General features: G+C 70.7%; 16 protein-coding genes, 1 tRNA gene and 1 pseudogene. 6 read left to right on the forward strand and 12 right to left on the reverse strand.

From position 1 onward, the window contains the following. Positions 1-17: 17 nt before the first annotated feature. The 3 genes from BJY18_RS27975 to BJY18_RS27985 all read right to left on the reverse strand — a co-directional run bounded on the left by BJY18_RS27975 (position 18) and on the right by BJY18_RS27985 (position 1848). Positions 18-677 (reverse strand): SAF domain-containing protein, encoded by a 660-nt coding sequence (locus tag BJY18_RS27975; protein WP_312873981.1) that lies wholly within the window; start codon positions 675-677, stop codon positions 18-20. A 129-nt stretch (positions 678-806) separates the two neighbouring features. Then, positions 807-1169 (reverse strand): FmdB family zinc ribbon protein, encoded by a 363-nt coding sequence (locus tag BJY18_RS27980; RefSeq protein WP_184782905.1) that lies wholly within the window; start codon positions 1167-1169, stop codon positions 807-809. 94 nt (positions 1170-1263) lie between these two features. Continuing rightward, entirely contained in the window at positions 1264-1848 is a 585-nt protein-coding gene (locus BJY18_RS27985; RefSeq protein ID WP_184782906.1) for a 5-formyltetrahydrofolate cyclo-ligase, read from the reverse strand. 24 nt (positions 1849-1872) lie between these two features. Here BJY18_RS27985 and BJY18_RS27990 point away from each other — a divergent pair, with 24 nt between their 5' ends. From BJY18_RS27990 to BJY18_RS28010, 5 genes are all read left to right on the forward strand, one after another. Continuing rightward, a complete protein-coding gene (locus tag BJY18_RS27990; protein ID WP_184782907.1) occupies positions 1873-2778 on the forward strand; it encodes a UTP--glucose-1-phosphate uridylyltransferase in 906 nt (301 codons plus the stop codon). Continuing rightward, positions 2775-4055 (forward strand): molybdotransferase-like divisome protein Glp, encoded by a 1281-nt coding sequence (glp, locus tag BJY18_RS27995; protein WP_184782908.1) that lies wholly within the window; start codon positions 2775-2777, stop codon positions 4053-4055. Before BJY18_RS27990 ends, glp begins: the two co-directional genes overlap by 4 nt. A gap of 12 nt (positions 4056-4067) precedes the next feature. Next, positions 4068-4727 (forward strand): GNAT family N-acetyltransferase, encoded by a 660-nt coding sequence (locus BJY18_RS28000; protein WP_184782909.1) that lies wholly within the window; start codon positions 4068-4070, stop codon positions 4725-4727. Between the two features lie 161 nt (positions 4728-4888). Continuing rightward, entirely contained in the window at positions 4889-5731 is an 843-nt protein-coding gene (gene sepX, locus BJY18_RS28005; RefSeq protein ID WP_184782910.1) for a divisome protein SepX/GlpR, read from the forward strand. Positions 5732-5802: 71 nt separating this feature from the next. Next, positions 5803-5875: transfer RNA gene (locus BJY18_RS28010), tRNA-Ala, on the forward strand. 860 nt (positions 5876-6735) lie between these two features. Here the strand turns inward: BJY18_RS28010 and BJY18_RS28015 are convergent. The 5 genes and pseudogenes from BJY18_RS28015 to BJY18_RS28025 all read right to left on the reverse strand — a co-directional run bounded on the left by BJY18_RS28015 (position 6736) and on the right by BJY18_RS28025 (position 10467). Further along, positions 6736-7785 (reverse strand): fatty acid desaturase family protein, encoded by a 1050-nt coding sequence (locus BJY18_RS28015; RefSeq protein ID WP_184782911.1) that lies wholly within the window; start codon positions 7783-7785, stop codon positions 6736-6738. Between the two features lie 358 nt (positions 7786-8143). Then, on the reverse strand, positions 8144-9034 hold the full coding sequence (locus tag BJY18_RS28020) for an IS982 family transposase (protein ID WP_184778676.1): 891 nt from the start codon (positions 9032-9034) through the stop codon (positions 8144-8146). A 670-nt stretch (positions 9035-9704) separates the two neighbouring features. Beyond that, a complete protein-coding gene (locus tag BJY18_RS38110; protein WP_376774782.1) occupies positions 9705-9836 on the reverse strand; it encodes a hypothetical protein in 132 nt (43 codons plus the stop codon). 9 nt (positions 9837-9845) lie between these two features. Next, positions 9846-10176, reverse strand: a pseudogene (locus BJY18_RS38115) (DUF5994 family protein); the annotation flags it as partial. A 75-nt stretch (positions 10177-10251) separates the two neighbouring features. After that, positions 10252-10467, reverse strand: coding sequence for an RGCVC family protein (locus BJY18_RS28025; protein ID WP_184785074.1), 216 nt, complete (start codon positions 10465-10467; stop codon positions 10252-10254). A gap of 918 nt (positions 10468-11385) precedes the next feature. Between BJY18_RS28025 and BJY18_RS28030 the strand changes: the two genes are divergently transcribed. Next, positions 11386-11628 (forward strand): hypothetical protein, encoded by a 243-nt coding sequence (locus tag BJY18_RS28030; protein ID WP_184782912.1) that lies wholly within the window; start codon positions 11386-11388, stop codon positions 11626-11628. Between the two features lie 16 nt (positions 11629-11644). Here the strand turns inward: BJY18_RS28030 and BJY18_RS28035 are convergent, their stop codons facing one another. The 4 genes from BJY18_RS28035 to BJY18_RS28050 form a co-directional block, all read right to left on the reverse strand. Beyond that, positions 11645-12049 carry an STAS domain-containing protein gene (locus BJY18_RS28035; RefSeq protein WP_246458993.1) on the reverse strand — a complete coding sequence of 135 codons (405 nt, stop codon included), beginning with the start codon at positions 12047-12049 and terminating at the stop codon, positions 11645-11647. A gap of 87 nt (positions 12050-12136) precedes the next feature. Continuing rightward, the gene (locus BJY18_RS28040) at positions 12137-12478 is read right to left on the reverse strand and encodes an HPF/RaiA family ribosome-associated protein (protein ID WP_184782913.1); all 342 of its coding nucleotides are present in this window, start codon (positions 12476-12478) and stop codon (positions 12137-12139) included. Positions 12479-12572: 94 nt separating this feature from the next. Next, entirely contained in the window at positions 12573-13142 is a 570-nt protein-coding gene (locus BJY18_RS28045) for an STAS domain-containing protein (protein WP_184782914.1), read from the reverse strand. Between the two features lie 474 nt (positions 13143-13616). After that, positions 13617-14774 carry an AI-2E family transporter gene (locus tag BJY18_RS28050; protein WP_184782915.1) on the reverse strand — a complete coding sequence of 386 codons (1158 nt, stop codon included), beginning with the start codon at positions 14772-14774 and terminating at the stop codon, positions 13617-13619. Between the last annotated feature and the right edge of the window lie 101 nt (positions 14775-14875).

Consider the following 14875-nt stretch of genomic DNA (forward strand, 5'->3'; position numbering starts at 1 on the left):
GTCGGAACAGGGACGGGTTAGCGGAGAGTAACCGTAACCGGTTGTTCCAGCGAAGAGGCGGCGACCTTGGTGGCGGCCTGTGTCGGCAGCGCGAGCAGCACGAGCGGGCCCTCGGTCGAAGACCCGAACGAGCGGCTGTCCGTCCCGCCGGGACGGTGCACGGTGACCACGGTGGCGGCGGTGGCCAGCACCGCCGCGGGACTGCCGGCAGTCCCGCGCGCGACGACATCCACGTGCTGCCCGGGACGCAGCAACTCCGCCACGGCCGCGTCGGCCAGCCGTACGGGCACCGTGACCGAGCCGGGCTCACTCGTTGCGGGAGAACTTCCTCCGAGAAGCCGGACGTCGGTGATCGGCTCCCCGGCCCGCGCCGGTCCGGACAGCAACCGGCCGACGGCGGCCTCCGGGGTGGTGAGCGCGCCGGCCGGCCGGACGTCGTCGGGCACGGCGACGAGCCGGACGTCGGCAGAACGCAGGACGGAACCCGCCGGAAGGTCTCGGGCCGAGACCACGGTGCCGGTCGCCGGTGCGCCGCGGGCGGCGGGTGGCAGGAGCAGGAGGAGCAGACCGGCCAGCAGGAGTGCCGCGGCCAGGCACTGGCGGATCAGCCGGGCTCGGGGGCCGCGCAACCTGCGCAGATCGGGCAGCGCCGGAAGGCGGCTGAGCAACGTGTCCACGGTCGTCCCCTCGTCGGTTCCCGTGCGGCGGGGTGCCGCACGGAACCGACGTTAGGCACCGCGCCGTCCCTCGGAAAGGGCCGGATCACGCACCTGTGGACAACTGCCCCCTTGTGGACAACTGGCCGTTCAGGACGCCGCGGAGGCAGTGCTGCTCGTGCTCGAGGAGGACGATGAGGAAGAGGAAGAAGACGACGACGAGGACGTCGACGAAGACGACGAACTGTCCGAAGAAGAGGAGGTGCTCGACGATGCGGACTCGGACTTGCCGCTTTCCCCCTTGGCCTGGCTCGTGGTGGTGTTCGAGCTGCCCGAGTCGCGCGAGTCCGTGCGGTAGAAGCCACTGCCCTTGAAGACCACGCCGACCGAGCTGAAGACCTTGCGCAGCGGGCCGGAGCACTGGGGGCACACCGTCAGGCTGGAGTCGGAGAAGGACTGCACGGCCTCGAAGCGGTGGTCGCATTCCTTGCAGGCGTACTGGTACGTGGGCACTGAAGCTCCTTCATGCACTGGCACTCGACCGACAAGAGTGCTAACCCAATTGTGCTGGATGACATTCCTCCGGCGCAATTGCCCCTTGCTCACATCACGGGGTGGGCAGCCGGACCAGGCCGCCGGGGGTGAGTGCTGCGTTCATCGGCACGTCGTGGGGTTGCCCGGGCAGGTGGTCCACCAGCTCCTCGGTCCGCACGACGGCCAGGAGGTCCGCGGTCGCGGAGGCGAGCGAGCGATCGTAGTGACCCGCTCCGCGTCCGAGCCGCACTCCGCGGCGGTCGACGGCGAGCGCCGGTACGAGGATCACGTCCGCCGCTTCGATCGCGTCAACCCCCAGTCGTGGCCCGGAAGGTTCGAGAACACCGCGCAGCCGGCCCGGTACCAGCTCGTCCGGCCCTGTGTAGGCAGCCCACTCGAGCGGGCCGGGCGCGCACTGGACCACCGGCAGCAGGACCCGGGCTCCGGTCGCCGCCAGCGCCTCGACCAGGGAAATCCGGCCGGGTTCCGTGCCGAAGGGCAGGTACGCGCACACCGTTTCGGCTCCCAACGAAGCGGCCGCGGCTGCGATCTCGGCGGCCTCCCGCGCGTGCTGTTCGGGGGACACCGAGGCGCGGGTGGTCAGGACCCGGGTGCGCCACTCCGCCTTGCTCAGGTGCTCATTGCCCGGCTCGCGCATGGGACCAGGTTAGGCTTTGCGCCCATGACGGGCGCCGAATCCACTCAGACGTTCAGAACCGCCATCGTGCCGGCCGCCGGCCTCGGTACGCGCTTTCTGCCGACCACGAAGGCGGTGCCGAAGGAGCTGCTGCCCGTGGTCGACACCCCCGGCATCGAGATCGTCGCCACCGAGGCGGCGGGCGCGGGGGCGAAGCGCCTGGTCATCGTGACCTCGCCCGGCAAGGAAGCGGTGGTCCGGTACTTCGAGTCGCAGCCCGAACTGGAGAAGACACTCGAGGACAAGGGCAAGAACGACCTGCTGGCGAAGGTGCGCCGGGGGCCGGGCCTGCTCGACGTGGAGACCGCTGTCCAGGAACAGGCGCTGGGGCTGGGCCACGCCGTCGCGCAAGCCGAGCCGAACCTCACCGACGAGGACACCGCGGTCGCCGTGCTGCTGCCGGACGACCTGGTGCTGCCCGCCGGTGTCCTCGAACGGATGTCGGCGGTCCGGGCCCAGTACGGCGGCAGCGTGCTGTGCGCGTTCGACATCCCCAAGGAGCAGATCTCGCCGTACGGCGTCTTCGACGTCACCGACACCGGCGATCCGGACGTCAAGCAGGTCCACGGGATGGTCGAGAAGCCCAAGCCGGAGGACGCCCCCTCGACCTTCGCCGCGGCCGGGCGCTACCTGCTCGACCGGGCGATCTTCGACGCGCTGCGCCGGATCGAACCGGGCGCCGGTGGTGAACTGCAGCTCACCGACGCCGTCGCGTTGCTGATCCGCGAGGGTCACCCGGTGCACGTCGTCGTGCACCACGGGGGCAGGCACGACCTGGGCAACCCCGGCGGTTTCCTGCGGGCCGCCGTCGATTTCGCGCTCGAGGACCCGACCTACGGGCCGTCGCTGCGAACCTGGCTGACCGAACGGATCGGGAACGATCGCCCATGACCGAATCGCCCGACGCCACCCCGGCCGACGAGGCCGGTGAGCCGGCCGCGGAGTTCCGCTCCGTCGAAGCGCAGATCGCGCTGACCCTGGACGCCGCGGTGCGGCCCCGTCCGGTCCGCGTGGCGATCTCCGAGGCGCAAGGCCTGCTGTGCGCGGAGGAAGTGGTCGCCGAGCACGCACTGCCCGGGTTCGACCAGGCCGCGGTGGACGGGTACGCGGTCCGGAGCGTCGACGTGCGCACGGCCGGCGAGGAACCCGTCCAGCTGCCGGTGGTCGGTGAGATCCCGGCGGGCTCGCGGCAGCCGAGGCGATTGCAGCCGGGGCAGGCGGTGCGGGTGGACACCGGAGCGCCGCTGCCCACGCTCGCCGACGCGGTCGTTCCCACGTCCTACACCGACGGGCACCAGGCCAAGGTCACCGTGCACCGCTCGGTGCCCTCGGCAGGCTACGTGCGCCGAACCGGTGAGGACGTGCAGATCGGCGACGTAGCGGTGCGCAAGGGCGACACGATCGGGTCCGCGCAGGTGGGTCTGCTCGCCGCGGTCGGCCGCGCGAAGGTGCTGGTCTACCCGCGGCCGCGGGTGTCGATCGTCTCGGTCGGTGACGAGCTGGTGGACGTCGACCGCACGCCGTCGGTCGGCCAGGTCTACGACGTCAACTCCTACGCGCTGGCCGCGGCCGCGCGCGACGCCGGCGCCGAGGTGAGCCGGGTCGGCATCGTGCCGGGAGATCCGAAGCGGCTGCGCGAGGTCGTCGAGGGCCGGTTGCTCATGTCGGAGATCGTGGTGGTCGCCGGTGGTGCCGGAGGCACGTCCGGGGACGAGGTGCACGCGGCGCTGTCCGACCTCGGGCACATCGATCTCACGCGGATCGCCATGCACCCCGGTTCCGTGCAGGGTTTCGGCCGCCTCGGCCCGGACTCGGTGCCGACGTTCCTGATCCCGGGCAACCCGATGAGCGCACTCGTGGTGTTCGAGGTGCTCGTGCGACCGCTGATCCGGGCCGCACGGGGTACGCGCAATCCGCACCGGCGGACCGTGGGGGCGCGGTTGCTCTCACCGATCACGTCCACCAAGGGCCGGCGCGGCTACCTGCGGGGGCAGCTGCTGCGTGACGAGGCCAACGGCGAGTACCTGGTGCAGCCGCTCGGCACGTCGGGCGCGCACCTGCTCGCTTCGCTGGCCGAGGCGAACTGCCTGGTCACGGTGGAGGAGGACCTCACCGAGGTCGCGGCCGGCGAGCAGGTCAAGGTCACTTTCCTCGCGCAGCGGGCGTAGCGGGCCGGGATCGTGGCCGCCCTCGCGTACCCGGTCGAAAGCCGTCACCCGGGCTGGCCCGCACGGCTCGGTCCGCTGCGCGTTCCGGCCGGGGTCGTCGCCGTGCGGCCGGTCCGGCTGCGCGACGCGGGTGAGTGGAGCCGCATCCGGTTGCGCGATCAGAACCACCTCGAACAGTGGGAGCCGACCGGTGTGGGGCCGTGGCCGGACCGCAACGCGTTGTGGTCCTGGCCTTCGCAGTGGGCCGCGTTGCGCGGCCTGGCGCGGCGCGGGCAGTGTCTTCCGTTCACGATCACGGTTGACGGAAAGTTCGCCGGGCAGATCACGGTGGGTAACGTGATCCGGGCGGCACTGCGTTCGGCCTGGATCGGCTACTGGGTGTCCTCGGAGCTCGTGCGCGGCGGAGTGGCCACCGCCGCCGTGGCGCTCGTGACGGATCACGCCTTCGACTCGGCCGGGCTGCATCGGCTGGAGGCGACCGTGCGTCCGGAGAACAACGCCAGCCTGAAGGTGCTCACGAAGGCCGGCTATCGGCAGGAGGGCCTGTTCGAGCGGTACCTCGACGTGGCGGGCGCCTGGCGGGATCACCTGTGCTTCGCGGTGACGAAAGAGGAGACCGGCGACGGGCTGGTCGCGCGGCTCCTCGGGTCCGGGCGCGCCGACCTGGCCTGATGGTGACTCCGCGTCCGCTACCGGATACGCGTTACCACATCTTGTGAGATTCACCTAATGCGGTGATGCATTTTCGTGATCGAACCCGGCGAGTCTGCGTCTCCTGTGTGACTGTTGTGGCTAGCGTGACTACAGCAGAGGATCGGGGGAGGTGACGGGAGATGCCCAGTTCGGTGATCATCGTCGCGCTGGCCGCGGCATGGCTCGTCGTTCTCGTGCCCATGGTGGCCCGCAAGCGCCAGCAGGTCGCGCGGACGCCCACCTCCGCGCTGGCCGCACGGGTGGTGCGCAGCGGGGGTGCTCGCAACGAGGGACAGGAGGAGTACGCCGTGTCCGACAATGCGCAGCCGTCGGTCGAGGACGACCTCGCCGAACTCGAGTCGGAACTCGACGCCGACCTCGAGGAGGAGCCGGAACCGGAGCCCGAACCGTTGCCGCAGCCCGCGCGCGCGGGACGTGCCGAAACCGCGCGTGAACGGCGTGGCTACCGGCCGGGCCGGGGCGGCTTCGACCCGGAGGCGGCCGAGATCGCCGCCCGCGCCAAGTACGCGTTCCGTCAGCGAGTGGTCGTGATCCTGCTGATCGCCGCAGTCGCGACCGCCGCGTTCGCCGGATTCGTGCTTTCGCTGGCTTGGTGGGTCCACGGCGCGGTCGACCTGGCACTCGTCGGCTACCTCGGCTACCTGCGCCGCCAGGTCCGCATCGAAGACGAGATCCGCCAGCGCCGGATGGCCCGCTACTCGACCACCCGCACCCCCCGGCGCGCCGAGCCGGCCGAACCGCCGTCCTCCGTCCGCACCGAGACCGCGGAGCTGGAGGAGGACGACCACGACCTGGAGGTCGTCGCCTCGCCGCCGCGGAACATCGTGGAACGCAAGCCCTCGCCGATGTCCCGCATCCGCCGCCAGGCCGTCGTGGTCGATCTGGACGACGAGGACCCGGCGTTCGAGGAACTCGACGAACCCGGCATGGGCGGCCCGTACCGCCGCGCGGTCGGGGAGTGACCCCGATGTTCAGTGCTCGCCGACGCGCTGATACGCTCTACGAGCACTGAACAAGGAGCCTCGCGCTCCGAGGGGCTGTAGCGCAGTTGGTAGCGCGTCTCGTTCGCATCGAGAAGGTCAGGGGTTCGATTCCCCTCAGCTCCACCGGAAGTTCGATTTTCCCGCTTTCACCTGCGGATTTGTACGTAAGAAACCCTCTCGCTCGTAGCATGAGCGAGAGGGTTTTTGCTGTTCAGGGCCTGTTTTGTGTTCTATCCCCGTAAGGTGTCGTGCTTGTTGTGGCTGGTGTTGTTTAGGTCAGGGTGGCGCTGACTGTGGCTCGTGGCATCCGGGCGAGCTTGCTGCTCGACACTCGCTGTGCGGGGTACCGGGCGGGGGGTGAGGTTGCCGATGGCGAAGAGTTCAAAACCGAGTTCGACCGAAGGCGCGCGCTCGGGGGCCACCATGATGGTGCGGATGTCGCGGCCATTAGCGCGGCCGATGTTGTTGAGGTAGCCGATCGGCTGGGGTGTGTCGAACGCTTTGCTCTTGCTGGGTCAAGGCGAGCAGGGCCTGCAGCAGCGTGGTGGCGTGGCGGAGGTGGAGACGGAGTTCGAGTTCGGTTGGGGCGCGCCGGGATTGAGGACGGCGAAGCCGCCCTCGGCCGCGCAGCGCTGCTGACGGGTGGTCCTGAGGTTCCTTCGGCGGCATCGACACCACGGGGCGTCGATCTCGGCCGGTATGTCAGGGCGCCATCAACGCACATCCCGGCATGACTGGAGCAAAGGAGGTGAGGGCGCGCAACCGCGAGCGCTGCGGCGCGTTGCAAGAAGGGCCGGGCGCCCACCTGGTGACTGGTTTTCCATCGCCTCGCTGACCGGCCGTCGGCTGCGGCGGACGCTCGTCAGCGGCCTCGTTGCCGATCGCGCAGGCCACCACCGATCGGGTGTGAACATCCAACCCGATACACGTGCGCTCGACAGACACCGGCGCTCCGTGATCGCGCCGCGGGCCCTCCCTACGGTCTAGCGGGCAGGTGCGCCCGCCGCGCGGAGTGGTGCGCTCACCTCGTGCAAGTGCTGCAGGACGTAGTGGTAGGTCTTCAACAGCCCGCACTGGGCGTAGTCGATCCCGTGCTCGGCGCAGAACGCGCGCACCAGGGGCTGCGCGCGGCGCAGGTTGGCCCGCGGCATGCTCGGGAACAGGTGGTGCTCGATCTGGTGGTTCAGTCCCCCGAGCGTGAAGTCCACCCACCGGCGGCCTTGGACGTTGCGGCTGCTCAGCACCTGCTTGCGCAGGAAGTCGAGCTCGGTCTTGTCCGTGTAGGTGGGCATGCCCTTGTGACCCGGTGCGAACGAACAGCCCATGTACACGCCCCACAGTCCTTGGTGCACGGCGATGAACGCCAAGGCGACCGGCGGGGACAACACCACGAACACCGCCCCCAGGTAGACCACGACGTGCGCGGACAGCAGCGCCGCTTCGAGCCACCGGGTCTTGACCTGCCCGCGCCACACCGCCTGGATGCCCGCCCAGTGCAGGCTCAGGCCTTCCAGCAGCAGCAACGGGAAGAACAACGCCGCCTGGTGCTTCGACGTCCAGCGCACGAACCCGCTCTTGTGCACCGTCTGCCCGCGGGTGAAGGCCAGCAAGGGGATGTCGATGTCGGGATCGTCGCCCTCGTGGTTGGGGTTGGCGTGGTGGCGGGTGTGCTTGCCCATCCACCAGCCGTAGCTCATGCCGACGATCCCGCCGAACGCGTAACCGGCGCGGTCGTTGGCCCGCCCGGTGCGGAAGACCTGGTTGTGCCCGGCGTCGTGACCGAGGAACGCCACCTGCGCGAACATCACCGCGAAAAACACCGCCGTGACCAGCTGCCACCACGAATCGCCCAGCAGGACGAACGCCGCACAGCCGCCGGCGAACGCCAGCAGGGTCAGGCTGATCTTCACCGCGTAGTAGCCGTAGCGCCGGTCAAGCAGGCCTTCACGCCGCATGATGCGGCCAAGAGCGCTGAAGTCGTTGCGTGACGCCGCCCGGAGGCCGGCGCCCTCGCTCACCGAAGATACGTCCATGGGAGTCCTTCCCCGAGTCCTGCGGGCGCCGGGGACTGGGGCGGCCACTCGATACCGGATCCGGATTCCCGGCCGCGCCGTTGATCAAACCAGGCCGGACCGGCGTCTCGGTCCACGTCGCCGACCTGACGGCGCGCGTCTGAGGTTCGTTGGCAGTCTCCTGGCGGCGGCTGGTCCGGCGACAGGAAAGAGTCGTTCATGTCGTCGGTCGAGGTGAACGAATCTTTGATTACATCGCCGCGGCCGGACGTTCGCACTGACCGGGCCGGTTTCGGGGAGCGAGCCCGAGTCCAGTGACCCCGGACGTCAAACAACTTGGGACGCGCGACACTAGACGGCTGATTCCGTGAAGTTAGTGTTAGTGGTCGTAGGCGATGAGTGATCGTTTGCTGGTCAGGCCGGTGTTCCAGTTGTGCCAGATGCCGGCGGCCATGGCCAGCAGGCGTTGGGCGACGCGGGTGAACACTCCGGCGGGGGTGCGTCCGCCGTGGGCTTCGAGGTCGAGCTGGCCCTTGAGGGTCTGGTTGACCGACTCGATCCGTTGACGGACACCGCCGAGGTTGCCGTTGCGGTAGGTCTCGTCCTTGCGGTCCGGGCGCAGCAACTCCAGCCCCATCGCCGCGGTCAGCTTCTTGAATTCCTTGCCGGCGAAACCCTTGTCCGCCAACAGGGTCTGGCCGTCACGAACGAGGTGGTGGTTGTGCTCGAGCAGGGCGGCCAAGACCTCGCGTTCGCCGAGTTTCGGGTTGGCCAGGCACCACATGATCGGCATGCCGTCGCCGGCGCAGACGAGGTAAAGCTTGAGCCCCCAATACCACCGAGAGTGTGACGCACAGTAGCCGTAACTGGCGTGGCCGGCCAGGTCGGAGCGCTTCACGGTTTCCCGGGACATCCCGCACGGCACCGGGGTGGCATCGGTGATCCACATGTCGTCAAACCAGGACGGACAGCACAGGGAAAGGGCCAGGATGGTCTTGCGCAGCAACGGTTCTGATGCCTTTAACCGCTTGTGGTAGCCGGACTGCCCAGGAAGATGAGCAAACCATTCACGCCACCGGGAGTCGGCATGAAGATGGCGAATCCATCGGCGCTCGGAGTCATACCGCAGCAACACTTGGGCAGTGGCCAGCGTGATCAACTCACTGTCCGTGAGTAGTGGGCGCCGTCCCCGGCCGGTCCGGGGCAGCACCACATGGTCATCGACGAGCACGTACAGTGCCGTCAGGAGGGTGTTCAGGTCGTTCTTCACAAAATGATCATGAGCACCCTCCACTCATGCCCACACTCGGGGCCACTTCACACGACCTTCACGGAATCACTCATCTAGGCTGACCAGACCGCCCCGGACTCCGGCGTGCCTGTGGTTCCACGTAACCCGTGGAACCGCTCCCACGGCCGAGGAGCAGACGATGACCGCCGGGCATCCGGACCCCAGCGCGACGGTGGGCCACGGCTTCCCCTTCCCACCTCGGCGGCAGATCGCGTTCAGCATCGGGAACTGGCGCGTCACCTACACCGGGACGGATCCACACTCGCCGCGGACCGGTGACCTCGCCGGGCCGCCCGAGGTCGACCCCGGGGGAGCCCGTGTCCCCGTCATCGCCGTGACCGCACCGCCGGCCGGGGAACCACCGGCTCCGCGATGCCCTCCGACAGGTGAGAGCCGACATCCGTGACACGGACCGGCGCCCACCGCGGCCGGTTCCGGTGGCCAGGACTGGTGCCGCGGGTGCCGGTGGGCCGAGACGGCCGCCGACGCCGGCCTGACCGCGCCGTCGGCGACCGTGACGCTGTCGGCGCCGTCACCACCGTTGACCGTTCCGGTGCTGCCCGAAGCGGGGCCGCCCGCGCCCCCGGCCCCGCCGGCGGTGCTCAGCACGACCGTCGGCTGCTCCGGTGCGAAACGGCGACTGTCCTCCTCAAGCCGGGCCGGCGGCCGGGCCGAGGATGCCGCTGGTGGTCAGGATCAGCACGGCGGAGCCGCTCGCGTCCGGCGCGGCGGCCGCTGCCAGCGCTCGCTCCGCCGCGGGGGCATCGGCGTCGGGTGGCACCACCAGCAGGGTCAGCCGGCGGATGCGCGGTCCGATGACGATGATCGTGTACCGGTCCAGGCCGAAGAACCCGCCAGCTCCACGAAACCGGGTTCGAGCGCGAGCTTCCCGGGGGCAGATCCCACATCGCCGGGTTGAAGCCGATCCGGTCCACCGGGCCCGAATCCACGGCGAGCGCAGTGACCAGGGCGCTGAATTCCGCCACCGGCTCTCGCGAGCGTGGCCACCAGGCGCCGTCGAAGCAGCCCTTGACCGCACCCGGCGGTTTCAGCCGCAGCCGCCGGTCGAGGGTCGGAGAACCGACCACGGGACCCGCGGTGTCGTCCGGCGCAAACGTCATGCCCGGTGCTCCTTCCGCGACGACGGCCGGAGGACCCGGCCTGCGGGTCCCCCGAAGGCGTTCATGACGAGCCCTTCACTTCGGGACCCGCGTCGCCGTGGTCACCGCGGCGTCCGACGCACCAGCGCACACGCATCCGCGGTGGAACCCGCCCGCCTGCGTTGCCGTGCAGAACCGGCGCGCGATCACATCATGCGATTCCGGGGAATGGGGGCACACCGCGCAGGCGGCCGCGGCCGGATCGCCGATTTCCGCGGCGGCGACGCCGGTTTCGAGATCGAGGGACGACATGCCGGATCTCCTTTTGCCGGTGCTGATCATCCGGGCGCGGGACCGATGAGCAGCGGGGAGAGCCGGGACTCGCTCGAACTTCCGGCTTCGGGCCCCGGCTCCAGCGGACACGCCGAGGTCCGCGGCGATACCGCCACCTTACGCCCGTGCCGCCGGCTCCCGGCCCACCGAGACGTCGCCGCGACCGCAACGGCTCGCACCGTGCCGGTACCCCGCCCTCGCGGTGCCTTCCAGGATGGATGGCGGCAGCGAAGAACGGAAGGTCTTCCACCCGGGTGCCGCGGTGACCGTCGCGGCGGGATTCACCGTTCCTTGTGCTCGGCCGGAACAAGTCGGCGATCGCCTGGGGCGCCCTGACCACCCGGCCGGAGAACCACTCGCCCGGGCGAAGCACTCCCGGCGCTTCCCCGCCTGAGCTGGATGACCGCGCCCCGGACCCCGGCGATCGATGACGTGCACCCCGAGTGCACCGTGAGCGAAGGCGGCACCGGTGGACGACGAACAGACCGATCGGCCGCCGGCCGGGCACGCGTACCGGGACTGGCCCACCCGCCACGGCGGTGGCTACCCACCCGGCTGACTCGTCCGCTACCGCAGCCGCGTGCGCCGGACCGGGTCGCCGTGCGCGGCCCCGGTGTGGTGCGAGCACTTCGGGACCGTCACCGGGCACAGCCTGCGCGACGAACACCAGCACGACCTGGGTGCCCGTCCGCCCGCAGGGGGCCGCCGCCGATGCACCGGCCGGCCTGGTTCGAGCCACCGACATCCTCGACGCCCACCCATCGGGCTCCGGCGCACGAGACCGGAACCGGACCGTCGCCGGCGAGGGGCGAAGCCCCGTGGCGTGGCCGATCGAAGGAGCCGAATGACCGCAACGGCAACGGTTTCCCGGGCTGCGCGGCCGGGCCGGTGACCCGGTTGCGAAGATCCCCGGCGATCCTGGTGGTTCCGTTCACCCTGCCCCGGGAAGAGCGGCACCGGGCCGCTCGTGTGGTCGCGTCGACGTCGCACGACGCCGCGGACTGCGAGCTGCTGCTTGCCATGCTCGGCCTCACGCCCGCCGATGGCTTCACGGCGGAGGACGACCCGCCCGGCCGCACTGATCCGCCGCCGGAACACCTCGGCCGGCGGCGCGGTGCCGCACAGCCGAGGAGAGGCTGACCGGCTCTCCCCGGGATCAGCCGGTGTCCGCCGCCCGCCGTCGCGGCGCCGCGACGGTCGCCGCGCGCGAGGCGTGCACGGGCAGCCGTTCGTGCGTCCCGGTGAGCTGCAGCGGGCGCCACGTCGCGCGCGTCGTCGCCACCAGCCTCAAGTCGGTACCCGGCCCGGCGACGCGCTGGGCGTCGATCAGCACCTCCAGCCCGGCGGCGTTCAGGAACCGGACGAGCGACAGATCCACGACGATCCGCCACGGTGCCCGGTTCGAGGTCGCTTCGAGGACGTCGCGGAGCATGGGCACGGTGCAGAGGTCGACTTCGCCGTCCACGGCGACGACCGCAACGCCGCCCAGCCGTTCCACGGTGATCGTCAGGTCCTGGTGCCGGCGGACCGACGGCTCCTCGGGCGAGCCGGGTACGGGCAACGGCGGAACGGGTCTCAGGAGCGGGCGCGCGGGAGCTTCATGGCCGGGTCGCGTCGGGTCGCGGCGTACCGAGCCCGCTGAGGGCAGTCATGAGCCGGCGTGCCCGTCCTGGTGCCGGATGCAGTCCCCGCCCTTGCGGTGATCCGTCCGGCCGTACATGCTCTCGAGTTTGTGCACGGCACCCCGGCACGCCTCGGCGACCGAGCCCGCGTGATGGCTGACGGCCACCGTCCGCCGCCCGGCCGGCCGGGCTTCGAGCACGCAGCACCGGTCCTTCCCGTCGTCGGCGGCTTCCTCGCTGAAGCGGGCTTCCAGCCGCGTGATGTGGTCGCTGAACCGCGCCAGCCTGGCGGCGAGCTCCGCCTCGAAGTGCCGGATCAGCCCTTCATCGCCGTGCACGGCCTGGTCCGTGCCGATCTGGATCAGCATGCGTGGTTGTCCCCTTCGACGGCCGGCCCGGATGAGCGCGAAGCGGCGTTCCGGTAGCCACCACCCTGCTCGTCCGGGCCACGGCTGCCCAGGGTCACACGTCATCTGCCGGGGGGCCGAAGGAACTTTTCGCCGGCTCAGCCCGGCTCCCGCGCGCGGGAGCGGCGATCGCGGCCGCGCACGAGGTGTGGATGACCAAGGTTTCGTGGAGCCGGCCGATCTGCAGCGGCCGCCACGTCGCCCGGGTCGTCGCCACGATGCGCAGATCGGTCCGCGGGCCGGCCCGCCGGTGGCCGGCAACGAGCACCTCGAGGCCCGCCGAATCCAGGAAGCAGACGTGGGAAAGGTCCACCACGAGCCGCCGGGGGCCCCGAAGCAGGATCGTGTCGATGGCCCGGTCCACCCCGGGTGTGGTGAACAGGTCGAACTCGCCGTGCAGGGCCAGGATGGCGACGCGGCCGACCAGTTCCTCGGAAAGCTTCAGCCCCGGCGGGGCGACGGTGGCCCGCGCTTGCCGAACAGGAGCGGCACCACCGGTTCCGGTGCGAGGTTGTGCCGACGTCGGCCGGCCGGTGCCCTGAGTTTCATGAGTTCGCTCCAGACGTCGCCGTCCGGATCTGACCACATCGGACACTGCGCAGCCCCGGTGCGGACGTCCGGTCATCGGCTGTCGGTCGTCGCAAGGGCGGGGACTGGGCACTTCGGCGCTGTCAGGGTGAGCATACCGCGCCGCGGCGCCGGTGACCCGGTTCGTCCCGGCGAACTTCGGATCCGGCCGCAGACCGACCCATCCGGTCACGCCGCGGGTGAGCACTCACTGGCCCTGGAGCCGAGCGCTGGCGTTTGTCCCGCCCCCGGTCGCGGTGTCCGGAGCGGACCGGACGACGGCGAAGTCGAGGAGACCTTGCCGGATTTCGACCGGGCGGACGGCTCTTTCCGCTGCGTTGGTCGGTGAACGACACCGGGCCTGGCGAGCACTGCTGCTGATCGGCCACCACCTCATCGCCCGGTCCCCGAAGGGAGGCTCGGCGGACGGGCATCGACCCGGCTGCGCAAGGGCGGGGACTCCGTCCGGCACCAGGCCGAGCCGCCGGCTCCCGACTGTCCTCAACAGACCACAGGTCCGGCGGCGTGCACGTCATCGGTCGCCGGGGTCCGGGGCGCGGTCTTCCGGATCGGCAGGAGGAGCGGCTCCCGCAGGCGAGTTGTTCTCCGGCCGGGTGGTCAGGCTGCGCACGCCCGAGCTGATGACGGCGAGCAGCGGGACGGCGAGCAGGGCGCCGACGATCCCGGCGGTGACGAGCCCGATGGCGAGGGTGAGGACGACGGCCAGGGGGTGCAGCCGGACGGCCCGCCCGAGCAGCAGTGGTTGCAGGACGTGGCTTTCCACCTGCATGACGCCGACGACGACGGCGAGCACGATGACGGCCGCCCAGACGCCGTTGGCCACCAGGGCCACGAGGACGGCGATCCCGCCGGCGATCACCGAGCCGATGACGGGGATGAACGCGCCGAGGAAGACGAGCGTGCTCAGCGGAGCCGCCAAGGGTACCCCGAGGATCACCAGGCCGAGGCCGATGCCGGCGGCGTCGACGAACGCGACGGCGGCTGTCCCGCGGACGTAGTGGGCCGGGGTGGTGAACCCGCTGCGCCCGGCGATGTCGACGCGGTCGCGCAGCCGGGTGGGTACGCCCCGGATGAGGAACGCCCAGATCGGGTTTCCCTGGGCGAGGAAGAAGATCAGGCAGAACACCGCGAGCAGGGCCTCGGCGAGCAGTTCCCCCACGGTGACCGCGGTGGTGAGGGCGCCCGAGGCGATCACGGACTTGTTCCGGCCGAGCATGGCGGTCAGGTTGCCGAGCAGCTGGTCGAGCTGGCCCTGGCTCAGGTGCAGGGGGCCGGTGCGCAGCCAGGTGTGCAGGTCGGTCAGGCTCACGGTGACCTGGTCGATCAGCGCGGGCATGCCCACGGTGACGGTGATGACGACGAAAGTCACGACCCCGCCGGCCAGCGCGATGCCCACGATCAGCACGATCGCGGTGGCCAGTGCACGCGGGACCTTCCTGGCCGCGAGCCAGGTGACGGCGGGCGAGAACAGCCCGGCGAGCAGCAGCGCCACCGCGACCGGGACGACCACCGAGGCCAGCCGGGTGGCCACGAAGCCGAGGACGGTCAGGGCCGCCGCCACGACCAGCAGGCGCCACGAGACCGCGGCGGCGACGCGGAGCCCGTACGGCACCGGAGAAGCCCCTGGCCCGCCCTGCGGATCAGCGCGTTGTGCTGGGGGGGAATTCATGAAGAACCTGCTCCTGGCGATGACCGGGCACGAGGCCGGTCGGGGTGAGAGCGGGGTCTGGGCGCTGGTTCCCGAGCATACCGCCGGGCGGATGCCCCCGC

It is taken from the genome of Amycolatopsis jiangsuensis, assembly GCF_014204865.1.
GTDB classification, from domain to species: Bacteria; Actinomycetota; Actinomycetes; order Mycobacteriales; family Pseudonocardiaceae; genus Amycolatopsis; species Amycolatopsis jiangsuensis.